Source organism: Dictyobacter vulcani (assembly GCF_008974265.1).
Taxonomy (GTDB): Bacteria; Chloroflexota; Ktedonobacteria; order Ktedonobacterales; family Ktedonobacteraceae; genus Dictyobacter; species Dictyobacter vulcani.
On sequence record NZ_BKZW01000001.1, the window covers coordinates 1,831,100 to 1,856,455 of the forward strand.

Annotated in this window: 21 protein-coding genes and 1 pseudogene; 14 read left to right on the plus strand and 8 right to left on the minus strand. The window is 49.1% G+C overall.

Annotated elements, in window-relative coordinates; genetic code table 11:
- Positions 1 to 566: 566 nt before the first annotated feature.
- Positions 567 to 884 carry a hypothetical protein gene (locus tag KDW_RS07595; protein WP_151755401.1) on the plus strand — a complete coding sequence of 106 codons (318 nt, stop codon included), beginning with the start codon at positions 567 to 569 and terminating at the stop codon, positions 882 to 884.
- A gap of 17 nt (positions 885 to 901) precedes the next feature.
- Here KDW_RS07595 and KDW_RS07600 read toward each other — a convergent pair whose 3' ends face one another.
- Positions 902 to 1,384 (minus strand): helix-turn-helix domain-containing protein, encoded by a 483-nt coding sequence (locus KDW_RS07600; protein ID WP_151755402.1) that lies wholly within the window; start codon positions 1,382 to 1,384, stop codon positions 902 to 904.
- A gap of 579 nt (positions 1,385 to 1,963) precedes the next feature.
- Between KDW_RS07600 and KDW_RS07605 the strand changes: the two genes are divergently transcribed.
- On the plus strand, positions 1,964 to 3,157 hold the full coding sequence (locus tag KDW_RS07605) for an ATP-binding protein (RefSeq protein ID WP_151755403.1): 1,194 nt from the start codon (positions 1,964 to 1,966) through the stop codon (positions 3,155 to 3,157).
- On the opposite strand, the gene KDW_RS07610 is transcribed toward KDW_RS07605, so the two are convergent.
- Entirely contained in the window at positions 3,136 to 3,771 is a 636-nt protein-coding gene (locus KDW_RS07610; RefSeq protein WP_151755404.1) for an RsmD family RNA methyltransferase, read from the minus strand. The genes KDW_RS07605 and KDW_RS07610 overlap by 22 nt on opposite strands.
- Positions 3,771 to 4,997, minus strand: coding sequence for a hypothetical protein (locus tag KDW_RS07615; protein WP_151755405.1), 1,227 nt, complete (start codon positions 4,995 to 4,997; stop codon positions 3,771 to 3,773). The genes KDW_RS07610 and KDW_RS07615 overlap by 1 nt, the downstream gene beginning before the upstream one ends.
- 192 nt (positions 4,998 to 5,189) lie before the next feature.
- On the opposite strand from KDW_RS07615, the gene KDW_RS07620 reads away from it, so the two are divergent.
- The 3 genes from KDW_RS07620 to KDW_RS07630 all read left to right on the plus strand — a co-directional run bounded on the left by KDW_RS07620 (position 5,190) and on the right by KDW_RS07630 (position 9,676).
- Positions 5,190 to 5,852 carry a hypothetical protein gene (locus KDW_RS07620; protein WP_151755406.1) on the plus strand — a complete coding sequence of 221 codons (663 nt, stop codon included), beginning with the start codon at positions 5,190 to 5,192 and terminating at the stop codon, positions 5,850 to 5,852.
- A 108-nt stretch (positions 5,853 to 5,960) separates the two neighbouring features.
- Positions 5,961 to 7,844: an AAA family ATPase gene (locus KDW_RS07625; protein ID WP_151755407.1), complete on the plus strand. Its 1,884-nt coding sequence runs from the start codon at positions 5,961 to 5,963 to the stop codon at positions 7,842 to 7,844.
- A 299-nt stretch (positions 7,845 to 8,143) separates the two neighbouring features.
- The gene (locus tag KDW_RS07630; RefSeq protein WP_151755408.1) at positions 8,144 to 9,676 is read left to right on the plus strand and encodes an ArnT family glycosyltransferase; all 1,533 of its coding nucleotides are present in this window, start codon (positions 8,144 to 8,146) and stop codon (positions 9,674 to 9,676) included.
- A 347-nt stretch (positions 9,677 to 10,023) separates the two neighbouring features.
- On the opposite strand, the pseudogene KDW_RS35810 reads toward KDW_RS07630, so the two are convergent.
- Positions 10,024 to 10,233: pseudogene (locus KDW_RS35810) on the minus strand (DnaJ domain-containing protein); the annotation flags it as partial.
- A gap of 3 nt (positions 10,234 to 10,236) precedes the next feature.
- Positions 10,237 to 10,686, minus strand: coding sequence for a dUTP diphosphatase (gene dut / locus KDW_RS07640; protein WP_151755410.1), 450 nt, complete (start codon positions 10,684 to 10,686; stop codon positions 10,237 to 10,239).
- A 151-nt stretch (positions 10,687 to 10,837) separates the two neighbouring features.
- On the opposite strand from dut, the gene KDW_RS07645 reads away from it, so the two are divergent.
- From KDW_RS07645 to KDW_RS07660, 4 genes are all read left to right on the plus strand, one after another.
- A complete protein-coding gene (locus tag KDW_RS07645) occupies positions 10,838 to 11,272 on the plus strand; it encodes a hypothetical protein (RefSeq protein ID WP_162005035.1) in 435 nt (144 codons plus the stop codon).
- Positions 11,269 to 12,111, plus strand: coding sequence for a DedA family protein (locus KDW_RS07650; RefSeq protein WP_151755412.1), 843 nt, complete (start codon positions 11,269 to 11,271; stop codon positions 12,109 to 12,111). Before KDW_RS07645 ends, KDW_RS07650 begins: the two co-directional genes overlap by 4 nt.
- Positions 12,112 to 12,465: 354 nt before the next feature.
- Positions 12,466 to 13,698 carry a sigma-70 family RNA polymerase sigma factor gene (locus tag KDW_RS07655; RefSeq protein ID WP_151755413.1) on the plus strand — a complete coding sequence of 411 codons (1,233 nt, stop codon included), beginning with the start codon at positions 12,466 to 12,468 and terminating at the stop codon, positions 13,696 to 13,698.
- A gap of 450 nt (positions 13,699 to 14,148) precedes the next feature.
- Entirely contained in the window at positions 14,149 to 14,490 is a 342-nt protein-coding gene (locus KDW_RS07660; RefSeq protein WP_151755414.1) for a hypothetical protein, read from the plus strand.
- A gap of 51 nt (positions 14,491 to 14,541) precedes the next feature.
- Here KDW_RS07660 and KDW_RS07665 read toward each other — a convergent pair whose 3' ends face one another.
- The 3 genes from KDW_RS07665 to KDW_RS07675 form a co-directional block, all read right to left on the minus strand.
- On the minus strand, positions 14,542 to 17,010 hold the full coding sequence (locus tag KDW_RS07665) for a RelA/SpoT family protein (RefSeq protein ID WP_151755415.1): 2,469 nt from the start codon (positions 17,008 to 17,010) through the stop codon (positions 14,542 to 14,544).
- A 325-nt stretch (positions 17,011 to 17,335) separates the two neighbouring features.
- Entirely contained in the window at positions 17,336 to 19,801 is a 2,466-nt protein-coding gene (locus tag KDW_RS07670) for a RelA/SpoT family protein (RefSeq protein WP_151755416.1), read from the minus strand.
- Between the two features lie 554 nt (positions 19,802 to 20,355).
- Positions 20,356 to 20,661 (minus strand): zinc-ribbon domain containing protein, encoded by a 306-nt coding sequence (locus tag KDW_RS07675; RefSeq protein ID WP_151755417.1) that lies wholly within the window; start codon positions 20,659 to 20,661, stop codon positions 20,356 to 20,358.
- 399 nt (positions 20,662 to 21,060) lie between these two features.
- On the opposite strand from KDW_RS07675, the gene tgt reads away from it, so the two are divergent.
- The 5 genes from tgt to KDW_RS07700 all read left to right on the plus strand — a co-directional run bounded on the left by tgt (position 21,061) and on the right by KDW_RS07700 (position 24,942).
- A complete protein-coding gene (tgt, locus tag KDW_RS07680; protein WP_151755418.1) occupies positions 21,061 to 22,242 on the plus strand; it encodes a tRNA guanosine(34) transglycosylase Tgt in 1,182 nt (393 codons plus the stop codon).
- A gap of 58 nt (positions 22,243 to 22,300) precedes the next feature.
- Positions 22,301 to 23,122, plus strand: coding sequence for a lipoate--protein ligase family protein (locus KDW_RS07685; protein ID WP_151755419.1), 822 nt, complete (start codon positions 22,301 to 22,303; stop codon positions 23,120 to 23,122).
- A 377-nt stretch (positions 23,123 to 23,499) separates the two neighbouring features.
- A complete protein-coding gene (locus KDW_RS07690) occupies positions 23,500 to 24,243 on the plus strand; it encodes a GlcG/HbpS family heme-binding protein (RefSeq protein ID WP_162005036.1) in 744 nt (247 codons plus the stop codon).
- On the plus strand, positions 24,240 to 24,707 hold the full coding sequence (locus tag KDW_RS07695; protein WP_151755421.1) for a hypothetical protein: 468 nt from the start codon (positions 24,240 to 24,242) through the stop codon (positions 24,705 to 24,707). The genes KDW_RS07690 and KDW_RS07695 overlap by 4 nt, the downstream gene beginning before the upstream one ends.
- Positions 24,708 to 24,726: 19 nt before the next feature.
- Positions 24,727 to 24,942, plus strand: a complete 216-nt coding sequence (locus KDW_RS07700) for a hypothetical protein (RefSeq protein ID WP_151755422.1) — start codon at positions 24,727 to 24,729, stop codon at positions 24,940 to 24,942.
- The last annotated feature ends 414 nt before the right edge of the window (positions 24,943 to 25,356 follow it).

Genomic DNA, 25,356 nt, shown 5'->3' on the forward strand with positions numbered 1-25,356 from the left:
GACCGCGCCTAACTGGCGATCCAGGCTGCAGATGAGTCACCCACAGTATGGTTCCATTGACACTATATCCGATAGTGCCCTCACTACGGCTTTCATCTTTTGTATTTCATCATCACGCCTCGCCCGCCGACAAATCATACAGTTTAAGCTCGTATGTGAACGATGATAAAACGCCGGGTTCCACAATCAACGCTTTATTTCTCTCTGGGTTCCACACTGGTGGTTCCTCTGCACAGTGGTAGTATAGCTGTCCTTGCAGCTAATAACACCGCTATTTCCACCAGTCTTTGAGGCCGGAGAAATTACCTGCTCCCTACCTGTAGAAATAGACAGGTAAGCATCAGGAAAAATACGCACATAATTTAATAGTGACAAACCCCTATAGCAATGCGTCTATCATAAATAAGATGTACACAGATTGTGCTCAAAATCACTCTTGTTTATGGGCTGCAACAACAAGAACCTGACAACGTAAACACAATACAGGTTTTTTGTAGTGCATAATCTAAACATAGAGAGCGTGTTGCTAGTATCAAGCACGACTATTATCTTTGAAGGGGAGCAACATGACGGAGAAGCATTTATCGTTAACCGAGGTGCAAGAGCAACTTTTAGCCTTACCCCAGTTATTCGAGCAAACGCAGGACCCAATTATCGTCACCGAGGATGATGAACAGGTAATGGCCATTTTACCAATGGCTAACTATCTCCAAATGTGCGAAACTATTGCATCCCTCAGTCAGACATTAGAGATCATACATAACGAGAAATTTATGACCTCATTTCGTCTGGCTCAACGAGGGATGAAAACCGAAGCATTAATACCTCTTGAACAAATTAAACGCGAGTTCGGCTGGGAAGATGAAAAACGTGAGCCATCATGATGGACTTTCTAAGCCCATCACGACTGTTCAGCTTCTCGTCTCTGTGCATCTTCGATCAAATTTACGATTAATTGCAATTTTTTGATGCTATGTTCAACGTTACGCTTATTGCGCGTATAACCATCAGGGGCTAGCTGCTGAAACCAGTAACGGATATCATCTTCAGTAACGTCATACCATTTGGCATCTGCCTGCAAACGCAGATAGACGCGCATCTGTGGATCTTGCTGCTTCCGTGCAGGTTTAGTAACCGCCTCTTCTCCTGCACTCTCCTGTTCATCTTGAGCCACTGCCTCTGCCACCTCAGTAGCCGGGTGCAACTCATTGTAGAGCGCCTCAACATCACCAGAACGGAAAAAGCTGTCCCGCCCTACGCCGCGATGCGTCTTAATGCGGCCTTCCTTCACCCACAGATCCAGCGTCACACGATCAATGCCCAGACGTCGAGCTGCTTCTCCCGCATCTAAAAATGCAAAACGGCCACCAGGTTTACCTACCATGATCTCTTCTCTCCTTTTTTAGCATATGCCTGCTTCTCATACTATCTATAATCCCTTAACCCTATAATCCCTTAACCAGGATTTTCGTACACCCGGCACTCAAAACGGTTTAGTTTTCCAGGATTTTCGTACACCCGGCACTCAAAACGGTTTAGTTTTCCAGGATTTTCGTACACCCGGCACTCAAAACGGTTTAGTTTGTGGTGTGTTAAAAATGTGCTGAGCACATTTTTAACACATCACAAACTAAAAAAGCATGGGCGCTTTAGCGCCCCAGTGCGCCCACGAGAAACTACCTCAAGAGTGAAAAACAAACGCTAACATATATATAGTGAGCAACCTCACAACAACTCTTCAAGCATATGCTTTTGTTTGCATGCCTGTATTATAGCGCATAAAACTGCATCCTTGTTTACACGTATAACACAAGAAATTAAGAATTAAATACCTTTATATAAGATAAAGCTTGTATATGTATTTGAAAAATGCTATGATTGATAAAAGACGCACATTATTTTAACTTTGTTATATCATTGCAAACAAATATACCAATTCCAAATGTAGAAAGGGAAGGTGAATATGTTTGAGAAACACTATTTGCCGTGGCTGTTTTCATTTCCGCACATGCCCCGTGCTCTCTGGCTAACTATTTGTGCTATGAGCACGCCCATCTGCATGATTACCTACATGCTGACATTCAACAGCATCCATTGTGGAAGCCTCCTGATACTGACCATGTTTCTCTGGACCTGGGCATTTTCACAAAAAGGGGTCTATATCTGTTTGCTGAGTTGCCTGGCAGTGTTGGGCATCTATATCCTCTGCCACCTGAATATGCTCAGTTCTCCTCCTACACTCCTGATCTCAATTCTACTCAACCTGACAGTGATGCTGGCCATTGGGCAGGGCATGGTTTTTTTTAAAGCAAAGTGTGTCATCACTGATACTCCCCACGGCGAACAAGAACATCAGCGAAAGGCGGTGGGGGAGCAGCTCCGCCAATTTGAACAGATCAAAACGCAATTTGTGATTAATATCAATCACGAGTTGCGGACGCCATTAACGGCCACATACAGTTATTTTGAATTGCTCAAAATGCTGTTTGAAAGTCATGGCTATCTGGAATATAAAGCTCACGGTGTCTTTCTAAAGGATGCCCTGCGCTACTGTGAGGATTTGCGCGCAATTGTGAATAATATCTTGAACACCATGGACATAGATAACAATCAATCAGCATTGATCAACGAGGAGTGTTCAATTGCACAGGTTGTACTTGAAACCTGTGACAATATAGCGGCGCTACAACAAGAACAATATCGTGTGCATCTACAGCTCTCATCATACCTGCTGGTGCGCGCCAATAAACAATATCTGCGTCATATACTGCATCAGTTGCTGACTAATGCAGTGAGATATACGCCATCTGGCACACCGATTGTGCTACGCGCGGAAGCAGATCCTGATGAGCCACAAACAATTTGTATCAGTATTCAGGATGCGGGACCAGGTATTCCACCGGATGAGCAGGTACATATCTTTGAGCAATTTGCGCGCCTACCACGCGACGTGGCAGGCACGGTCAGGGGTACAGGCCAGGGACTCTATATTTGCCAGAGGCTGGTAGAACGCATGCATGGTCGCATCTGGGTCGAGAGTTCTGGCATAGCAGGCGAGGGTAGCTGTTTCCGCTTCACGCTCCCACGTATTGTTCCGATGCATGCCAATAACTTCACGACCCAGCCTACACAGGCTCACTCAGTCGGGCGACGATAAAACATTAAGAGTGTACTCCCGTAGCGCCGCTCATCGGTCAGCACAAAGTTTTGACTGGCCACCGCAGCTACGCCAGGACGCTCTTTGGGATGTATCTGCACGATGATCAATGTATCATCGGTCCATAATGTTGAGCTTTCCAGTAAGCCCAGCGCACGGGCTGCCATCTCTTCATATTGAGGCGGAGCCACATAAATAATATCGTAGACCCGCTGTTGACCGGCGGGTGCAGCAGGAAAATAGGTACGCTTCTCATGTCCCTGCAAGGCTGAAGATTGTTGGGGCTGAGATTGATGCGCCAGTAAGAACTTAAAAGAATCTCCCTGGAGTGCCTCGGCCCGCTCGGTCAGGCCAGTAATCTGCAGATTCTCGCGGACAAGTTTTACAATTTTAGGGTTCATTTCAATGAAGGTTGCGCGCTGCGCACCACGGCTCAGTGCTTCGATGCCAACGCCACCTGTCCCTGCAAAAAGATCCAGGAAACGAGCATCCGTCACTTCATCCGAAAGAATATCAAACAAGGCGGTCTTCACCCGATCCATAATTGGTCGTGTGCCGATCGTCTTTGGGGATTTTAATTTTTTACCTTTTGCCTCACCGGTTACCACGCGCATTAGCGTTCCTCCTCTAGCACTGCCAGAACAGCTTCTACCTGCTCTATAAAATCATCTTCCAGCTTCGCCCAGGAAATCAACGCTTCTACCTGGTCTACCTTCAGTTTTTTGATGACTGTAATCGTCCAGACACCATTGATCAATGCCCGCAATTGCTCATCTGAGATCTGGGAAAGGACCACGTTGTTCAGAACTTGCAAACGCTGTGGACTGGCCGAGGCTGCCCCCTGTGATTCCCGTAAGGAGCTGATTTTGGTGCGGGCTCGCTCCAACTCTTGCTCGCTAAATTCATCAGGCGGTAGGGGTAAGTCTTCAAGCTCATCAAACGACGGGTCCATTGCGGGTTCACGCTCTAGCTCATCAGGTCCAATCTCTTCATCAAATGCAGGCTCTGAACGTGGAATTCGCATCTCTACAATCGAGGTATCGCGCTCCGGCCGTGAGAGTCGAGGGAGTTGTCCTGATTTCTGCGCGGATGGAGCACCAGTATCCTCGTAGTTGTACTCTGGCCGCGAAGGTGACTCGCCATCTCGTCGCTTCGTTGACTGCAACGAGGTAGGCGCAGGACCCCCCTGGCCAACTTTCTCTTTGAGCTGTTCCAGCGCTTCCCGCAGATTGATACCTGTCGTGAGCGAACGTACGTTGAGCAGTTCCATCGCCTGTTTGGGCGTCAGATCCATATTATCTTTAATGTATTGAATAAATTGAGGCAAAGGCATATTGCTACCCGGCTCACTGGGAGGCAGGCTCAAATTACTTCCTGTCCTGCTACCCTGGTCGCCATTCCGTGCGCTGGACTGCTCCTGAGCCGCCCCATCCCGATTATCTCCGGTCTGGGTCGCCGTGTGAGGAGCCGCTAAAGACGCAGGTCGATTACCAGGCGTTGCTGGTCGTGATGCCACGGACTGTTGCTGGGCGGGAGCAGTTTTTGTACTTGCCTGCGGCTGTGGAGTTGTCCGTGTAGTCTGCTGTCCTTTTTGCTGCTGCGAACGACCAGAGCCCTGTGACAGACGTTGATCCACATGTGTTGACAGCTGCTGCATACCCGCTTCAGCCTCCAGAATCAACTGTTCCCGCTCCTCGGCGCTAGCACCAGGGGGTATGGGTACACTCATTTCAATTGTATGGGCGCGGCCATCCTTTGTATACTGGGTCGCATAGCGTAACCAGATATATGGCCCGGACTCCTCCTGTATCTTCCTGTTGCCATCCATGGAAGTACTCACCTGCTTTCTCCTACAATGCTGCTCTACCTACAATTCCAGGGTCTCTTTGTCGATCATTAACAGCGTACACTATATTATATCAAAAACGTCTTGCAGACACATCCCTTGTGCTTGATCCTCTCCGCATGTATTAAGAGCATTGCAGAGGAAAAAGAGTTTGCTTGTGTTCAAGAAAGTTGAGATAAGCTATCGATGATACCAACACCACGGGTAGCCCCCCTCCCACCACAGGCCGAGCAGGACACCATTGAACCAGCCGGAGTGGCGCTAACGCCAGCGCGCAATAGAATTGGTCAATCCCGACTTGCTCTTGCCATCAAAGCTCTCCTGCGCCCGATCTTTAAGTTTCTCTACTATACCATCCATTGGATGCAATGCAATAAACTTAGCACATTACTGGCCAGCCTCCTCCTGCTGGCAAGTATCTTTGCCACCACGTATTTTGCCAGTGGACAGCTACCCTTTAGTTCCAATTCCGACAACCTGCAACAGTCCGTCCAGCACAATCCTGCGATCAGCTCCGACGTTCAGGCCTGGCTGCTGGCATTACGGGCCGGGGATCTCAATACTATGCTGGCGGTACAAAAATCCATGGATACATCTGTGCGCCCACCGGATAGCTCTTTGTATGTGTTGCAGTTCAGCGAAAAATTTGCTCCGGTCAAATGGACCAATATTGCCGTGACCAGTATGAATAAAGCTCCTGATGGTTTGATTGATACATTTATTGAAACAGATATTAGTACCGCCAGCAATCCTAATGCTGCCAACAAGAGTGTGGTGCTCTGGCATTTTAGCACTACCCCATCTGGCCACATTTTCCTGCTGGACTATGTGTCGGGCCGTACTGTCTGACACGATCCACTGAAAACATTCACAAAAAACGCAATTGGAACGCCACTCACCGCGACTGAGTAGCAGCAGGCAGCGCTGTTCAGATGCATATTGAAGGGATAAGACGGAGTGTCAACAAATACAACACGTACCAGACGCCCACGCAACGATCTGGATAAGGCTATTGATCTGGGTCTGGATCAGTTTGGACGCTTTTTTCGCCGCGCATGGTGGTGGATCGCGCTCAGCATCTTTGCCCTCTGGTTCTTTACATCAGGAGTCACCATTGCAGGTCTGGATGGGGGCACTGCCTTGAGCGGAATCATCCAGATTACCTTTGCCATCTGTTACATTCTCATCCAGTTTGTGGCCCTCTTCTGGTTCCTGGCCCGCCCACGTTTGTACTGGGTAATGCCCGGTGAAACCGGTGTCACGTTCGATGACTACAAAGGCAATCCAGAGGTGCTGGAATCCGCCCGCCGTATCGTGGCTCTGTTGCGTGGCGTCAAAGAATTCCAGCAGATGGGCGGAAATCCAATCCGTGGCCTGCTCCTCTCGGGACCTCCCGGAACTGGTAAGAGCTATCTGGCCCAGTGTATGAGTACTGAGGCAGGCGTGCCGTTCGCTTATGCCAGTGCCGCTAGCTTCAAAGCTATGTTCATGGGTATCGATGTATTGATGATCAGCAAGCTGTATCGCAAAGCACGCCGTCTGGCTCGTGAGTATGGTGGCTGCGTGATTTTCATGGATGAGGTTGATGCGATCGGTGGCTCGCGTGGCGCTACTGGAATGGGTGGTGGCATGGGAATGATGGGCGGGATGATGGGTGGCGGTAGTGGTGGTCTTAATCAGCTCTTGATGGAGATGGATCCCCCCAATATCGAGACCGGCTGGTTCAAAAAGATCCTGCGTACCCTCGGTCTGTATCATGGTCGTGCGCAACAGGAACCGGTTTTGACGATCGGGGCCACTAATATTCCTGATGCCCTGGACCGTGCGTTGCTACGTCCTGGCCGGTTTGATCGGCAGATCAATATTGCTCCACCCACCGATAAATATCGTCCAGAGGTGATTGAATACTATCTGCACAAAGTTGAGCATGAGGAAGACATCTCCATTACAGCGCTCTCGGCTCGCTTTGTCAGTTATACACCGGTCGCGATCAAACACGTTATCAACGAAGCAACGATCATCGCCCATTTTAATCGCCGCGCCAGAGTTACCTACAAAGATTTAACGGAGGCCCAGGATCTGCATGAGTTTGGGTTGCGTCAGATCAGTGAGTTGACCGAGATTGAGCGCCGTCGACTGGCTTATCATGAGGCCGGCCATATCGTCGCCAGTTACTACTTGATGGATCGCTACTTCCCGGCCTATGTAACGATCCATATGCGCGGTGATGTTGAGGGAGCGGCTGCCTTTGCTGCTCCACGCCCGAAGGAAACTATCGTTACCCGCAATCGAGAAGATGTCCTCGCCCGTATTCAAGTCTGCCTGGCTTCCCGCGCTGCGGAAGAATTATTCCTGAATACCAGTCTGAATGGCGTAACGGGAGATTTCAAAACTGCGACCCAGGAAGCAGTCTACTATATTGGCGCATATGGCATGGACACGACCATCACCTCGTTTCTGGCCTTTGGGGATTCTGGAAACGCGCTGAGCGCCGTTCCCCGTTTTGCCGAGCGTGTTGAAGCGTTGCTACAATCACAACTGAATGCGGTGAAGCAGCTTTTTGTGGAACATAGTGAAGCCATGATCGCAGTGGCTGAGGCCCTGATCGACAAAGACGAATTGGTAACGGAAGAAATCAAGGAGTTGATTGATCGCGCGGATGCCCGCTGTGCGTTCCAGAACGTGTTCGGCGCTTTTACACCCATGCTAACAACTGAACATAACAATAATGGACATCACCACCACGCTTATAAACCGACTCGTAGTACAGACCTGGCTCAATCCGATTCCAATATGATGAACTTCAATTTCCAGTTTAATGAGTCAGACATCCAGGCATAAAAACATGAGTATGTGGTGGAAAATATGGCGCGGTGCGCCATATTTTCCACCACATACTCATAGAAAGCGGAGCACTTTAGTGCTCGAGTGAGGCTGCGGGAGACGATCCCCATCAGCAAGGACCTCAAGCACACGCTTCATTTTTGTGGATGGCAATAGGTAAATAGAGCACAGAGGCCTGAATTACTTGAATATTTTACGTTTATTTGCTACTGTGGAGTAGGATCAGGGACAGCCATAAATTATATTTTCCCTATCTTGTATTTTCCCTATCATAGAGGAGACATGCATCTATTATTATGAGTACCGCTCTCTCAAATGCGGCCAGTACGCATACAGATACTTCTACTCCCCTGACCAGTCGTCGTAAGCTTTTGATCGCCGCAGGACTGCTGGCGCTCTTGCTGGTCGCCTTATTGATGCGCCTGTATACATTGGGTGTGCCCTTTGATCGGGACTCATATGATGAGGGAGTTTACTGGCAGACGTTGCGCTCTCTAGGCGCTGGTTACGCTTTATATCATCCGACGTTTTATTCACAGCCACCCATGTTCTTGTTTTCAATCTTTCCCATCTATCTGCTTTTTGGCCAGACACTCTGGTCGGCTCGACTGGGCATTGCGTTGATATCATTAACTGGCCTGGTAGGAATTTTTCTGCTTGGCTATGCCCTGCGCAAATGGATCGGTGCTTTTACTGCCTTGATCCTGCTAATGTTGACTCCCCTGTATCTCTCAGCCTCACAAACTATCCAGGCAGAAGGTCCTCAGGTGGCGTTCTCGATACTGGCAGTGGCTTTTGCGTATCTCTGGTGGCAAAAGCCCACAGGATGGCGTGGTGGCCTCCTGGCAGCTCTGTGTACGTTTACCTTGATGCTGAGTATTTTTAGTAAACTATTTGCACTGGCTACTTTTGTGCCGGTCGCTTTGCTGGCCCTGGCTCAGATCTGGCGCATTACACGTCAGCCAGTTGAGATGCGCTGGCAGAATGCTCGCTCACTCGTCATCGGGATTGGGGTCGGCATCCTGACAGCACTGGTGCTTATGCTACCGTTTCTGGGGTCACTAGCAGATTTCTGGTCCGGTGTGGTGTCGTTTCATAATGCCGCCAAAACCGCCACTCCTCATGTGAGCAATACCAACAAAATAGTTTACTTCTTGCTTGCTCCCCTTGGCTTTGCCGCGCTCTATGGCAGTATTGTCGCCCTGCTCAAGAAAGATTGGCGTGTCCTGCCATTGCTGGCCTGGGCGCTGGTCTCCGCGATCATGCTCTGGCTACAACAACCTCTCTTTGACCATCACCTGGTCATTCTGGTTCCGGTGCTGGTGGCGTTGACGATCATGGGATTCACCGGTCTGCCACTAAACAAAAAAGCTGTGATGCAGCCGTCAGGATGGATCAGTGCTGGCTGTTTGCTCCTGGTCTTAATCACGCTGGTGTTTGGAGCAAGGACAATTCAGCTTAACTATCACAAACTGCAAAACCAGGCCAGTTCGGCCGCGACGAAAGGCTCCCAACGTACAGCCCATGATCTTGAACAGGCGATCCCGGCTGATGCCTTTGTGATTACTGATGGACAATTTGTGGCTGGTCTCGCCGGACGCAATACGCCACCCGAACTGGTCGATACCTCTAGCGTGCGTATTAATACCAACTATCTCACCAGTCAGCAACTGATCCAACAGGCCTCGCAGCCCAAAGTCAAAGCGATCTTGTTCTATACTGGCCGCCTGACCAATCCCAGACTGCAAGAGTTTCGTAGCTGGATACCACAACACTTTCACCAGATCCAGAAATATGGCAAGGATGGTTCTCTGTGGGTTAGAATATAACTGGCACTATTGATAGAACTGTTGATCAAAGTCACTGAGGAGGATTACAAGACATATGCAAAAGAAGAAAACATTCAGTACCATGGAGATTGTCTTAGTTGGCGTATTGCTTGGCTCACTCGTGCTCTCGTTTCTGCAAGCCCGGCAGGATGAAAATAAATAAAGACAGCACCATAAAGCAGCGTGTGGCTACCGGGCTACACGCTGCTTTATTAATCGCGCATATTCTTTTTTAGCTCGCGTACAAAACCCTGGGCTCCTTCTTTCCAGGTCATGCGCGGAGGGCTCTGGCGCAGTCGTTCACGTTGGGTCAAAATAAAGTTGAGGATAACATCGCGCTTCATTTGTTCGAGGCGTTGAATATCGTAGGCCATACGCCTGGTGGGATCTCCCAGGACGCCATAAGCCTCATTGATGCGTTTGATATGACGATCCTCAGCGTCTCTATTCAAGTCTGGATGATGCAAGCGTGCCAGGCGACGATATGCTCGTTTGATATCTTCGAGGCTGGCGGTACTTGTTACTTCAAGGATCGCATAATAATCTGGTAGTACCATAATTTAGCCACCTGTGCTTCCAAAACCTCCGCGTCCATCGCCGACCTGATCCACTTCATTCCATGCAAAACGACCAACAGGAATAAAAATCCCTTGCGCAATTCGTTCTCCACGCAAAACCGTGACAGGCTCATCGCGGAAATTATACACCGATACCATCAATTCGTCGCCATCTCCACAATAATCCTGATCAATAACCCCGACACCATTTGGCATGAGTAGACCTTTACGGCGCGCGGTACTGCTGCGCATTGTCAGCAGTAGCATATATCCCGGCGGGGTCTGCACGATCAGATTGCTGGGAATCAAAGCCAGCGTACGTGGCGCGATTTCAGTAGTTTCTCGACTAAGCAGATCAAAACCTACCGAGCCTGCTGTCACATAGGTCGGCAGCGGCAATTCCGCATCGACTCTTTTAATATTTACCTCTAACGGTTGTACAGTTACGTCCATGTAGGTTATTCTAGAGAATAGAAGATGCTACGTCAAGGGATAGTGTTTTCCTATGGAGATCATACGTTCGCTAGCTAACGTATCACGTTGATGGCTAGCGAAACACGCTTTTTTGTACACAATTTTTGTTTAGCTATCAGGAAGCAGGTATGTGAACACACACACACTTACTATGCCAAAAACAACAATGCGTCAGCGCTTTTGCATCATCATCTTTTTCTTGTTGCTCTCACTTGCAGCAACAATCGTTGTTGCAAATGCAACTATACATGCAGTCCAGGATGTGCACACCCATCAGGTGATGGAACATAAAGGGGATGTACACCTCATTCGGCAATGGATGACGATCCCTTATATTGCCCATGTCTATCGTGTACCCAACTCAATCCTGTATGCAGCGCTCAATTTAAAAGACACTCCTGCTAATCGTCATAGTACATTAGAAACGCTTGCTCTCCAGCATAAACAGTCAGTGGATAGCGTTATTCGCAAAATCCAGCACTGTATTCTAGCGTATCAAAAAGACCATCCCTTTATTCCTTACCCGACACCGGTTGCAGCTAGAGGGGAGAGCAGAATAATTTGAGTACACTTGTCACACTTATGCTCGGCTGGCTGCAAATCTATGGCTATCCAGTTCTCTGGCTCTGTATCTGTATTGCGGCAATGGGCGCACCACTCCCTATTGGCTTGCTTTTACTGGCATCAGGAGCCTTTGCAGCCCTGGGAGACTTTAATCTTGGAATTCTCTTTATTACGGCACTGAGCGCTTCAGTCTGTGGTGATGGGCTGGGATATTTGACTGGACGAAAAGTGGGAACACGCATACTTACCTGGCTAAGCCAGACTCGCCGTATTCGCTTTCTCTCACCCAAAGTTCTTGCTCGTTCACAGGAATACTTTCAACGTCGCGGTATCTGGGCTGTCTTTTTGAGTCGCTGCGTGGTACCGGCCCTCGGTGGCACCATCAACATCTTAGCTGGTGCAGAAGGCTATCCTTATCGTAAATTCGTGGTGGCCGATGTTATTGGTGAAGCCCTCGGTATCGGCCCGGCATTAATCCTTGGTTTTATCTTTGGTGCCAGCTGGGAAGACGTTGGAGAGGTACTCACCACGATCTCAACCCTGACCATACTATTACTCATTGCCGGATATCTTATCGTCTTATTAATGCGCACCCTTAAACGCATGAAAACGGGAAGGGAAGAAATAAAGACAGAAAATTCAGCAGAAATAAAAGCATTACAGATGGATATCGCAGGCACACAACAACAGCAAAAAAAGTCTAACAAGAAGAATAATTTGAAAGCGACTCCATTTCTTGCCACTTTAAGAAGGGTTCAAACGTATAAAAGTACAGATGGATTACACACACCTTACAGTTTTCCCAAGGAAACTACGTCAAATCCAGGTCGTAGGGACTAGAATGAAAGGGTGACTTGCGTTATAATTAAGGAAGGGACGTAGTTCCTTTCACTGATTGGCAACGACATTGTCATTATTGCTTGACCGCCCATGTGACAAAGCCGGCAACATTGTACGCGCATTTGTCTGAAAAATTTGGGGAAACGTCTTTTTTGCCAATGAGTTCTAGGGAATATTTTCCCACCTGGCGATGTTTCTATTAGTAGAAACTGATTGCATGTCATTGATTTTCCTCCCACTCGGCTCGGACAGAACGGTCCGATGATAGGTGTAATGCCTTGAGTGTAGGACCAGACTGACGACGAACAGATATCTTGCTGCTTAGGATATACTACTTTTCATGGAGGGCGCACAATGATAGACACAAAGCGTGCCATGACGGGAACAACGCTTACCTTACATAAATCACATACCGCAGATCTTGAGAAGCCATTCGATATTGTCGAACAGCTTCTTGCTAAAGATCTTGACTATACACCAGAAGATGAAGTAGAGGCTGGAATTGAGAAAGACAGCCCCGAGTTGGAAGATGAGATAGGTGGAATCGATACTGGCTCACTCGATAGTGAGGCAGGTCAATTGGAATTAGAAGATATTTCTGATTCCGAGCAAGAAGACACTCCCCCTACCGATCTTGAATCCGACTCACTTATTCATATTCCCTCTGCTCATCCTGAAGAAGAGCATCCCGCACGTCGCAACACGCAAGTGCGCCGTCGCCGTTCTGAAGATCAGGATGAAAATCAAGTCAATGCAACCGACGCCGGCGAATCAGACGCAGTAATGACTTACTTGCGTGAGATTGGTCGCGTACCTATGATTACCCATGAGCGTGAGGTTGAACTGGCACAGCGTATCGAGTCTGGTGACCGCGATGCGATGAAACAGTTTATTCTGGCAAACCTGCGCCTCGTTGTCAGCATCGCCAAACGCTATGTTGGTAGAGGCTTAACGTTGCTCGATCTCATTCAAGAGGGGAATATTGGTCTTATTCGTGCGGTACAACGCTATGACTGGCGCCGTGGACACCGTTTCTCGACCCATGCAACCTGGTGGATTCGCCAGGCCATCAGTCGAGCCGTCGCGGATAAAGGTCGCACCATTCGCCTGCCAGTGTATGTGAACACGGCTCTTAATCGCATTCGCCGCGAGCGCCAGCGTCTCCTACAGGAGCTTGGACGCGAACCAACCGAGATGGAGTTGGCCGAGGCTACAGGGCTTGATCCTGTGCGCATGGTTGAACTACAATCGGCACCAGGAGCTCCTGTCTCTCTTGAACTACCAGTTGGAGAAGATGAAGAGCAGGAACTGGGCGATGTGCTAGCAGATACCGATTCCGCCTCACCAGAGGAATTGGCAACCACACAAACATTAAAGGACGAGGTACAACGCGTACTGGAATCAGTTTTGACGCCTCGCGAACAGCTGGTACTTCAGCTGCGCTTCGGTCTCGGCAACGGTCAGGCTCATCCCCTCGAACAGGTGGGACGTGAGCTCGGCATTACCCGTGAACGCGTACGTCAAATTGAGGCCGGCGCTCTGGCCAAGTTACGCCAGCCACCTGTGCTAGAACGCTTGCGCGGCTAAATTGCCTCATTGGCATATGACAAAAACATGCGCAAAGTCCCCCGGGAGGGTGCTTTTACAAGAGAAAGCATCCTCCCGGGGGACTTTGTGTCTTTGAGTATAAATTTCAGCGTTTCCAGCGTCTATATAATTGATTTGACAAATATGCCAGATTTCTGAGAATAACGGCAACAAAAACAGGTCATTTGTCTATTTTCATTTGCGCTATTACCATATATGCTAGTAATCTGTCAACGTTGATGCGAAAGGCAGGGGTGCAGGGGATTGCATCCCCTGACTGGGTTCCAGGGCTGTGCCCTGGCTTCCCCCTCTCGCTCGCCCGCGTAGCGGGCGCACAACTCATCACACGAAGTTTGACAAAGTACTAGCAATTTAACCCGATTCGTGTGAGCAAACAGGATTGTTAAGGCGAGCATTTTAACATACATGAGATGGAAGGAAAAACCTGGGATGGATGGAAAACTATGGCCAAAAGAACTGCCACTAAAAACGTGGCGTATCCATTGGACCGCCTATCTGGGTATAAGCTTATGTATCATCTCTGCAATCTGCCTCCTGCTGGATACCTATCTTTCTTTTGTACTTAGACGTTTGCCTCTTGGTTTCGCCCACCTCTCAGTTTACCTGTTTTTGATGTGTCCCCTACCAGCCCTGATCCTGGGCATAGTTGGCCGTTATCTGGCGCGCAAACCTATGTGGAAGCAGGGAAAAATACTGGCGACATTGAGCATGATCATGGGCTGTATTCTGCTGGTCATGGAATTGGCGATCATGGCCTTAGAACTTCCTTGAAGGCAAACATTCAGTACGCGATAAGGAAAGATCCAAAGGCCATGCAAGGACTTATTTGCGCTGTCCCAGATCTCGTGCGATGTGTATCACACCTTTGACCTTCTCAAGTTTGACAAAGAGACGGTGTAGCTGATCCAGTTCAGCAATTTCCAGGGTTGCCATAATCAGTACCGTCTGATGATTGGCACTGACACTTGAGTTAATCGACATCAGGTTGGCACCGGAATCCGAAACCACGGTCGCCACATCACGGATCATTCCGCTACGATCGTGAGCCGTAATGACTATAGGAGCATGATAGCGTTGCTGGCTCATACCTGCCCAGTTGACATGAATCAAGCGCTCACGATCTTGCTCTCCCAAACGAGCAATATTACGGCAATCAGAACGATGTACAATGACACCTTTACCACGGCTGATAAAGCCAACGATCGTATCGTCTGGTAGAGGATAGCAACAGTTCGCCAGGCGGGTCAACAAACCACTGACACCAGCTACCTCCAATTGAGCTGTAGCCTGTCTGGTTGTGGCTGTAGGCAGTGGGAGGACATCTTCGCTCTCTTTCGCATCTTTCGCATCCTTTTGTTCACGATGCCAGTATTCCAGCAACTTCACCACAACGGCGCGTGGGCGCAGATCGTCAGAGCCTATCGCCGCTAGCACATCCTCAAAGGTATTTATCGAAAGATTAGCACAGACCCAGTTCTCGGCATCCTCGGTAAGCGCCTCCAGGCCACGTGGACCCGCGCTCTTAAGCTCACGCTCCAACCGCTCCTCGCCAATCTGCATATTGATCGGGCGCTCATTGATCTTGAGGTAACGGCGGATCTTATTACGGGCTGCGGCTGTGCGGGCAAAATTCAACCAATCCCGGGTCGGATGGGCACTGCGGTTCGTAACGATATCAACAATCTCGCCATTCTTCAACTCATAATCCAGCGCCACCATACGCGAGACCAGACGCTCCCCATTCCCATCTCCATCGGAGGCAATGATACGCGCACCCGCACAGTGATCGCCGACCTTGGTGTGGACACGATAAGCAAAGTCCAGTGGCGTCGAGCCGACCGGAAGATCTTTCACTTCGCCCTTTGGAGTCAGTACAAAGATCTGTTCCTGAAAAATATCATCCTTGACCGCTTCCACAAATTCAGTATCACTGGTATTGGCGATACGCAGATCCTGCTGCCACTCGGCCAGCTGGCGTAGCCAGGTCAGGAGCTCCCTGGCCGAAGATGAAGCATTATCCCCAACATCTTTATAGTGCCAGTGCATGGCAACACCATACTCGGCCGTCTCGTGCATCTCATGGGTACGGATCTGGATCTCTACCAGTTGATCATCCAGGCAGAAGACGGTTGTATGCAAGGCACTATAGCCATTGGGCTTGGGATTGGCAATGAAGTCCTTGATACGTCCCTCTTTTGGTCGCCAGAGGCTATGGACATGGCCAAGTGCGATATAACAATCGGTGGTTGTGTCAACAAGGATCCGAAAGGCCAGTAAATCGTGAATCTGACTGAGATCAACTCCGGCCTTGAGATGTTCAAGATCTTCAAAATCACCGGCGGTACGTGCAATCTTTTTGTAAAAACTATAGGCATGCTTGACGCGTCCAGAAATCTCAGCTTTCACACCAATCGCAGCCATCTCAGCCCGCATGCGCTCGCAGACACGATCCACATATGAACTCCACTGCTTAGTCTCGGTATCCAAAATCTTGCGCACCCAGGCATAACGATCTGGCTGGAGAATCTGGAAAGCCAGATCCTGTAACTCACTCTCAACCCGTGACATACCAAGCCGACCAGCCAATGGCGCATAAATCTCACGTGACTCCTCAGCCAGCGTCAGCATTTCTTGCGCATCGCCCTCTTCCAGCTTCTGGCATATCAGGCGCATAGCATGGAGTCGATACGCCAATTTGAGTAAAACCACACGCGGATCATCAGCCATCGCCACAAACATTTTGCGTACAGTTTCGGCTTGCTGGCGACGCATAGCTTCACGTACACGCGGCTTCTTACTCTCAAATGAAGTGGAAAGGGAATCCTCGTCACGCTCACTATGTGCTTTTTTACTTGAAGAGAGTTGGGAATTCTGAATAGCCAGCATAGCACCAGTCGCGGCACTTTGCTTCTTACGCTCCAAGATATTCAGGCGCAACATACTATCTACCACGCGCGCCGTGGCAGGTCCCAATGTATAATCAACCTGCTCGGAGAGCAATAACTCGGCATCAACAGCTTCATAGACCAGACCCGCCGCAATACCAATTGAATCCACGTGCATCATCTCAGCCATAATGGTTGTCACAGCCAGTGCATGCTCTAATGGTGGGATTGGTCGGATACTGGTACCAGGCACATCCTGGCAGTTCTCTACCATCAAGTGAAAAGCTTTGATTATATGGTCTATTTCAGCGGGCGCCATATATTCGCGAACCAGCGATAGCAATCGTAGCATTGCGGCTGGATAAGGAGGTTCAACAAATTGTTGTTGTACAGACCTATCTATCATAATTATCTATAGCTCTGACAGATCCGATGGAGGATTTGTCGGGTATCATTTACTCCGTCTCATTTATGTTCTTCGCATATATTCGTGACAATATACGATTCTGTACCTACATCAGTATACGTATCAAGAAGCAACATGTTAGATCAAAGCGTACTTTGTTGTGGTCAAATAGAGGCATCCTTCCTGGAACAATATCACATTGCTCTATATATATTGTCGCATATTCCTTGCGAATGCCTCTAATCGGTGAGGGGGCGGATAACTTGCCTTGAAACCAGGATGGGAGCACTCGCCCTCACATCAAGTGATCACACCAGGGGGGGCCTTATTTTCCTATTGCTCTCTCGACACTGACCACTGTTTTAACCTGACGTAGGCGACGAATGATGCGTTCCATCTGATCAAGCAACTCGCCTTCCTCGGACAAAAACTCTAGTGTTGCGGTGATCACGGCCTTCTGAGAAGAAGGATTCATCGTAGAAGTAACCGAAACCATATTAATACCGGCATCCGCCACTACCGCTGCAACGTCTCGCAAGAGTCCTGAGCGGTCATGGGCAACCAGCGAAATGGGAACCAGATAGCTCTCGGGATGCATCTGCCACCAGTTCACCTCAACCAGATTATTCAGGTTTTCCTGGCTACGCCGCAATAGATCGCAATCCGTACGATGCACAACCACGCCCTGATCCGGTCTCAGTTGTCCAACAATGGTGTCTCCGGGAATAGGACAACAACAGCGACCGAGTTGCAGTAAGAGGGCGTTCTCGCCATCCTTATGCAGATACAGACCGGTCTCGTTCTCTGTCGCTCCATTCGTCTGCTCTGGCAAGCGGGCCAGTAAAGGTTCCAGTACCTGGTCGACCTGCAGGTCTTCACGGCCTAAAGCAACATAGATATCTTCGATCGTCGCATATTTCTTAAACACCGTACTTGCCAGAGGTTCCTGGCTACAGAAACGCTGCAGCAGCTCTGCTACCTGCTCATTGACGCCAGTAGTACAGCCAGCCGTTTTCAAAGCAAAATCTAAACGCTCACGGCCTAACTGTAAATTGATTTCACGCTCATAGGTTTTAAGGTAACGCCGAATCTTATTGCGGGCCGCAGCAGTACGTGTAAAGGAAAGCCAATCGCGCGTTGGATGCACAGTCCGATTGACCATGATCTCGACGATCTCACCACCCTTTAATTCATAATCCAACGGCACCAGGCGCGTCACCAGACGACCACTATCATCAGTATTGGTAATAATACGCGCACCCGCACAATGATCGCCAAGGTCGGTGTGAATGCGATAGGCCATATCCAGAGGGGTCGAGCCACGCGGCAAATCCTTCACCTCACCTTGCGGCGTAAAGACAAAGATTTGCTCCTGGAAGATATCACCCTTGACGGCCTCGACAAACTCATCCGCCCCCTGTGGCAAGGACCGCTGCCACTCGCGCAGTTGTTCGATCCATGTTACCATCTCACGATAGGATAGACGCCAGCTGCCGGGAGTCGCATCGTCGTGCTCGCCACGCTCTTTACTGCGATCCGCATTACCCATGCGCTCTTTCAGGAACCAGTAACTGGCAATACCATAATCAGCGGTGCGCTCCATATCGTATGTGCGAATCTGAATTTCGGCCAGACGATTATCTACTCCAAACACAGTCGTGTGCAGCGATTGATAGCCATTCAACTTTGGAGTCGCAATAAAATCTTTAATGCGCCCATCCTTTGGCCGCCAGAGCGCATGGATATGGCCCAGCGCTAAATAGCACTCATAATCGGAATCGACCAGGATACGGAATGAGATCAGGTCATGAATCTGGCTGAGCTCATTCCCATTCAACTGGGATGGCACATCTTCTAATTTGCGATAGATACTGGCCAGATGCTTCTGCCAGGCCAATACATCGGCCCGAATACCCGCGCGCTTCATCTCATCACGCAGGATGCGACAGATCTCATCCACAAAAGGCTGACGGCGTTTCACTTCTTCAGCAACCTGTTTGGCCAGTTGATCATACTTCTCCGGCTCCAGATAGCCAAAGGCCAGATCCTCTAGATCGGCCTGGACCAGAGCCATACCCAGGCGACGCGCCAGGGGAGCATAAATCTCACTGGTTTCACGCGAGGTGTTTTGCTGCTGGGCAGCCGACATCGCACTCAGTGTACGCATATTGTGTAAACGATCCGCCAGTTTTACCACCACGACCCGCGGATCCTCCGCCATCGCCAGCAACATCTTACGTACCGTCTCAGTACGTATGCGCCGCTTATCAACCAATGAAGGAGGGGTAACAATAACCTCTTCATCTTTTCCTGGCTTAGCAGTATCGTCCTGTTCTGCTTTGGCGGGTTTATTGCCGGCCAGTGTATCGAACTTTGTCACCCCATCCACAATATTAGCAACCGCAGGACCAAATTGCTCACTCAGATCTGCCAGCGAATATTCAGTATCTTCAACAACATCATGGAGGAGAGCAGAAACAATACCATCTGCGTCGATACGCATTCCAGCAAGCAGTAGGGCTACCTCCAATGGGTGTTGAATATAAGGCTCGCCTGAGCGTCGCACGGCCCCTTTATGTGCCCGATTTGCAAGATCATAGGCACGCTGAATCTTCTCCATATCCTCTGGAGTGAGATAGCGCTGGGTCTCATCTAATAAGTTCTGGAGTGTCATCCGAGAGGGCGTTACTTTCGTCCCCCATGTTGTGGTTGTACGCACCATGGGGAGGATCGCCTGAGTATCTCTGGATTTGCCAGACTCATCAGCAACTTTGTCGAAATTGGTAGCCATTCTCTAATACCTGCTACTACATGCTGTACCATCTGCCCATATCCTGTTTGGATAGTTGGTTAGCTTTTTACTAATAAAGTGTTCCCCCGAGATAGCTTTCTGCATGTGGGAACACTTACATCTGGGCAAAACTGATGTTACTTCTCTATTATAAGGAGCAAAGTGATACTGTCAAGCAGATACAATGAAACTTACGTTGAAGAAGGGGTAAAAAGGTTACAATCAAGCAGGGAACAGAGGCACAGATTATTTACTTTTTATTCTCATTTATACAATATGAAACATGCAATCAAGCCAGTTTATTCCTTGCTGAGTGGGTAGTACTTTTGACCATAAGATGTAGAAGATGCGGTTAATCATAAGCACGGCACATTTGCAGTTATAAATAAAGCCAAAAAGAAAGGTCTGGTCAGAAACTTGTCCTGACCAGACCTTTTAATTTTTTTGAGAAAATGCAGTAAGTTGCCACCTATTGCATACCCGGGAATGAATTCTAGTATAGAGCTCACACCGAGGAAATACGCATGTGCGTGTACCACTCACCTAACCTGAAGTTAGTCGCGGGCAACACGGACCTTGTCGTAACAGGGACTGCAATAAACGGGGCGATCGTTCTTAGGCAAGAACGGTACCTGCGTTTCAGCACCACACTCGGCACAAATTACTGTGTGCATCTCGCGGGGAGCACGCTCGCGGCTACCAGAGCCACCAGATGCTTGACGACGAGTAGCACGACACGAAGGGCAGCGTCCAGGCTGATTCATCAGACCTTTTTGCTGATAGAACTCTTGTTCTCCGGCGGTGAATACGAAGTCCGTTCCACACTCACGGCACTTTAGGGTTTTGTCAACGAAGTTCAACTAGAGACCTCCTGTGTGATATGTTGGTAATCCTCCGGGTCCATATCCTAGCAGTTGTCACCAGTCATGTTGTTCCCCTAACAGCGTGGGATTCTATACCCTGGACGAGCACTGTATGCGAGACCGAGATTGGATACCGATTGAAAGCATACACTATTGTTTCATGATTTGCAAGTGTTTTTGTGACAAATTGTCGCTATGGTACATATTTTTATGTATCTTTTATATGCAAGAGAATTTGTCGATTTACATATGATGACTATATTTAGCTTTTAAATACAGATTATTAATCATACATAATTATTTTGGCTTGACGCTTATGAGAAAATAGAATGAGTGTGGACACGTTATGCTATTTTTGTAGATGTCCACTGTTGTCAATCCACTTTTGAGAAATGCATGTCATCATTCAACTTTACAATAGATGCTGAATGTCCTGAGACGTGGGCACGTGCCGGGACGATTCAAACTCCCCATGGGACGATTCAAACTCCTATTTTTATGCCTGTCGGGACACAGGCGACGGTCAAAAGTGTTGCCCCCGAAGAACTTCATGCCGCTGGCGCTCAGATTATTCTGGCCAATACCTATCATCTTATGCTGCGGCCCGGATCTGCCTTGATCGATTCCTTTGGCGGCCTGCATTCTTTTATGCAATGGCATGGCCCGATCCTGACGGATAGTGGCGGTTTCCAGGTCTGGAGCCTGGGCCATCTGCGTAAGCTCAATGAGGATGGAGTGGTCTTCAAGTCTCATATCGATGGCTCGCTACATACCCTTACACCTGAGCGGGTCATGCAAATTGAGGCCGAATTAGGTTCGGATATTATTTTGCCACTGGATATCTGTGCTCCTTATCCCTGCTCACCTAAAGAAGCGAAAAAGGCCATGGAATGGACGCATCGTTGGGAGGAACGGGCCCTGGTTGAGAAGGAGAAACAACGACCAGAACAGACGTTGTTTGGTATTGTTCAGGGTGCCTTTGAACCAGAGCTGCGGGCCGAGAGTGCACGCATTATCGGGAATATGCCTTTTCAGGGCCTCTCAATTGGTGGCCTTTCGGTCGGTGAGCCTAAAGAAGAGATGTGGGGCATGCTCAAACATGTGACACCCAATCTACCTCGCGATAAGCCACGTCATCTGCTGGGTGTCGGATCACCAGAGGATCTGGTCATCGGCGTTGGACTGGGTATGGATATGTTTGACTGCGTGTTGCCGACCAGGGTAGCACGCCATGGCGGACTATTCACCCGCGATGGACGCGTGAGCATCAAAGGCGCACGTTTCCGCACGGCGCATGGTCCAATTGAAGAGGGCTGCGACTGCTATACCTGTCAGCATTACAGTGCCGCTTATGTGAATCATCTGGCCCGAGCTGAAGAACAACTGTATTTTCGGTTGGGCAGTATTCACAATATTCGCTTTATGCTCCGACTGGCTGGCGAGTTGCGTGCATCAATTATTAATGGAACCTATCCCGCCTTCCAGGAGGCATTTCTGGCACGCTATGTGCCTGCGTCTGAAAAAGTACGTGTGGCTCAACGTGAAAAATGGAAAATTGCCCGCGATAAACGTGGCTAGCAGGCGAACAAAGTAAGCCTATATTCATAGTATTTATGTGGTTAAAAGGAACCTGGTTATGCAGACAGCACCATATCGTTATGTAAATACAGGCATTCAAGATGCCGCTTTAAACATGGCCATTGACGAGGCTATTCTTCAGCATCATCTTCAAGGCTCCATACCTCCGACCCTGCGCGTCTTCCGCTGGCAGCAGCCCGCGATTTCGCTGGGCCGCTTCCAGAGCATCGAACGTGAGATCGAAGAGGAAGACTGTGCACGCCAGGGGGTACTCCTGGTCCGTCGCCCGACTGGTGGACGGGCGGTCTATCACCGCGATGAATTTACGTATAGCATTGTGATTGGTAAACGCGATGGTGTACCGTCAGGTGTGGTAGCCGCCTATGCTTATCTGTCACAAGGACTGATGACCGCCCTGAACTTGCTGGGTGTACAGGCTGTAATAAGTGATGAACATGTGAGTAAAAGTCCTTCAGCAGCCTGCTTCGCTTCCTCCACCCAGGCTGACCTTACCAGTGGTGGCTTTAAGTTAGTGGGCAGTGCTCAGGTCTGGAAAGATGACGCCTTGCTGCAACAGGGATCCTTACCACTGGATGATCGCGCCGCAGAATTTTTCAGCTTCCTCCGCTTTCCCAGTCCAGAGGCACGTGCAGAGGCGTTACAACTTTATCTGCAGAAGACGACGCCACTACACACCTTTGCGCCGCAGGCAAACTGGGAGGATGTAGCTCAGGCATTCCGCCAGGGCTTTAGTACTTTCTTACATAACGAAATGGTTGAGGAAGAGCTCAGTCCATCTGAGTGGGAACTAGCCCACAGGCTGGTCGAAGAGAAATATAGCAAACTTAACTGGCGCAAAGAACGCATTACCCTGTCGTAACTTATTGGTTGCCAGGTCGTAGATATACAAAGGTCCATCTAGCGCACAGGGACCGGCGAAAGCCAATATTACAGAAACAGAAACGTTGCACATCGGCGGTATTGTATTCAATCGTGCGAGCATAGCTAGCCGCGCGTAGGCAGCGTTCACAATTGCTTATTAATAGCATGTGATGTACAATGAGCAAACGTACACGTCGTTATGTTTTTTTACTTTTTAAGCAGGTGCAAGAAATCAACTTCATCTATCTATAAAAGCAAAAAAGATGGCAGTGGAGAGACACTACCTCGCCAACACTGGAAGATTGGATTATGGAAGTACAGGGAGTGTGCTCTGATCCATGCATGATAGTAGTCTTTAGTAAGGAGTATCTGGGCGTGAGTATATCTATCGAGATGGCACGCAAAGTTCTAGAGGTCAGCAAGCAGCGAGCCCTTGAACTACGAAGTCCAGTGAGCATCGCCATCGTCGATGCCGGGGGACATCTCGTCTTATTTGAGCGTATGATGGCGCCTTATGGTTTCGCCACTGGCAATATTAGTATTGCTAAGGCCCACACGGCAGTGATGTTTAATCAACCAACTGACGACGTTGCGCAATGGGGAGCCGCAATTCCGGGTTTTGCCTCCAGTCTGGCGGCAATGACCAATGGACAATTTATCATGGCAGCAGGCGGCTGGCCTCTACGCGTCAATGGCGTCACTATCGGTGGCATTGGAATCAGCGGCGGGAATGCACCAGGACGAGATGATGAGATTGCACGCGCAGGTATTGGAGCCTTAGAGGCGATGGCACCAGCGGTTAAAGCAACACCTCCCGTTGCTCCACAGCCCCAGCCGGTTGCCTATAAACCAGCCGAGCCATCAGCACCCTATTCACAGCCACTCTACTCGCAACCAGCCTACTATAATAACCAGGGTTACAGCAATCATGGAGTCAACGTCCCCGGCTCAGCCGCGCAGGATCGAGAAAAAAACTCCAATGCGAACTTTTCCCAGGAAAAGCCTGCGGATCATTTTTCGCAAACAAAAACATCAACCAACCAACAAGATCCTTATAATTCATTCCGTTCTCAATCACCCAACCCACCTAACGTGGATCATCCAGGAGACCAAGCATGAGTCAGAATTACAATACTGTTGCTAAAAGACCACGACGTACCCGTGTACCGCGCAATCGACCAGTTCTCGTGACCGAGACAGAGACCCAGACAGAGGGTGTCCCTCCTACGACAGAAGATCTGGCACTGGATACGGTACCGGCGGTTGAACAACCCGTTAGTGAGCCTGTAGCAACAACCCCTAAAGGTTTAGCGCGTCTCCCGAAATTCTTCTCCAAAGTCGAGCGTAATGAGCAGAATGATCCCGCCACTGAGAAAGAGGTTGCAGATGCTCGCCTGGCTCGCGCCAAAAAGAACATGAACGGCAAGAATGCCATTGTAAAGGCAGAAGAAGCCGCTCAGGCCAAAACCAACAAAACAAATGCTACAGGCAAAGCAGCACCACCAAAAAAACTATTCACCACCCGCACATCATTGTCACACACGCATCTATCTGTTTGGTGCCAATATACTACTTCCCTTTGAGCGAACAATAGCTATTAACATGCATATTGAGCGCACATTGTTCGTAGTTCCAGGTATCAACCTGCCGGTGGCGACCTCTTTTTTGATCAATATCATTACCTTACTCGTCTTCCTGTATGCCCTGGTAGCCTTTGATCTGCTGCCAAGCGGCAAACAATTCGCAGCTAGCAAGGTGCAGCCAGCCAAAGGCAAGAACGCAGGTAGCACTCAGAGCGGAGCAGCCACCCCAAAGTAGCGCCACCAGTTATGCGCCAGGGTGTCAAAGGTGAACACGACGAACTCTATCAGGCTTATCGCAGCAGCCAGCGTAAGAAACGCTAGTCATCACACAGCCCATAAATCAGCAAGCAGGAGCCTGGCAATCTTTAGTAATGCCAGGCTCCTGCTTTTTTCTAGCATAGTGTTTGATTCCCATGAAATCCATGGTATGTCTATCATTGTTTTCGCGCCTTTGGCGCTCCAAGGGCACTTTAGGGCCCGAGTGCGGCTGGTAGTATGTCCCCCGATGAGAGTAGGGATCAAACACTATCTATGTTCTGTAGATAAGCTTTACTTTGATACAAATTCCTACACAAAAAACAAAAACTGGACAGTTACCCCTTGACACGAGTCGATAAAGCTCCGTATAATCAGTACAGGAACTGAAGCA

Bases quoted from the DNA above. Each gene is read 5' to 3' on its own strand.
- KDW_RS07595 (WP_151755401.1), top strand. From the start codon at position 567: ATGACGGAGAAGCATTTATCGTTAACCGAGGTGCAAGAGCAACTTTTA.
- KDW_RS07600 (WP_151755402.1), bottom strand. From the start codon at position 1,384: ATGGTAGGTAAACCTGGTGGCCGTTTTGCATTTTTAGATGCGGGAGAA.
- KDW_RS07605 (WP_151755403.1), top strand. From the start codon at position 1,964: ATGTTTGAGAAACACTATTTGCCGTGGCTGTTTTCATTTCCGCACATG.
- KDW_RS07610 (WP_151755404.1), bottom strand. From the start codon at position 3,771: ATGCGCGTGGTAACCGGTGAGGCAAAAGGTAAAAAATTAAAATCCCCA.
- KDW_RS07620 (WP_151755406.1), top strand. From the start codon at position 5,190: ATGATACCAACACCACGGGTAGCCCCCCTCCCACCACAGGCCGAGCAG.
- KDW_RS07630 (WP_151755408.1), top strand. From the start codon at position 8,144: ATGAGTACCGCTCTCTCAAATGCGGCCAGTACGCATACAGATACTTCT.
- dut (WP_151755410.1), bottom strand. From the start codon at position 10,686: ATGGACGTAACTGTACAACCGTTAGAGGTAAATATTAAAAGAGTCGAT.
- KDW_RS07655 (WP_151755413.1), top strand. From the start codon at position 12,466: ATGATAGACACAAAGCGTGCCATGACGGGAACAACGCTTACCTTACAT.
- KDW_RS07660 (WP_151755414.1), top strand. From the start codon at position 14,149: ATGGATGGAAAACTATGGCCAAAAGAACTGCCACTAAAAACGTGGCGT.
- KDW_RS07665 (WP_151755415.1), bottom strand. From the start codon at position 17,010: ATGATAGATAGGTCTGTACAACAACAATTTGTTGAACCTCCTTATCCA.
- KDW_RS07670 (WP_151755416.1), bottom strand. From the start codon at position 19,801: ATGGCTACCAATTTCGACAAAGTTGCTGATGAGTCTGGCAAATCCAGA.
- tgt (WP_151755418.1), top strand. From the start codon at position 21,061: ATGTCATCATTCAACTTTACAATAGATGCTGAATGTCCTGAGACGTGG.
- KDW_RS07685 (WP_151755419.1), top strand. From the start codon at position 22,301: ATGCAGACAGCACCATATCGTTATGTAAATACAGGCATTCAAGATGCC.
- KDW_RS07695 (WP_151755421.1), top strand. From the start codon at position 24,240: ATGAGTCAGAATTACAATACTGTTGCTAAAAGACCACGACGTACCCGT.
- KDW_RS07700 (WP_151755422.1), top strand. From the start codon at position 24,727: ATGCATATTGAGCGCACATTGTTCGTAGTTCCAGGTATCAACCTGCCG.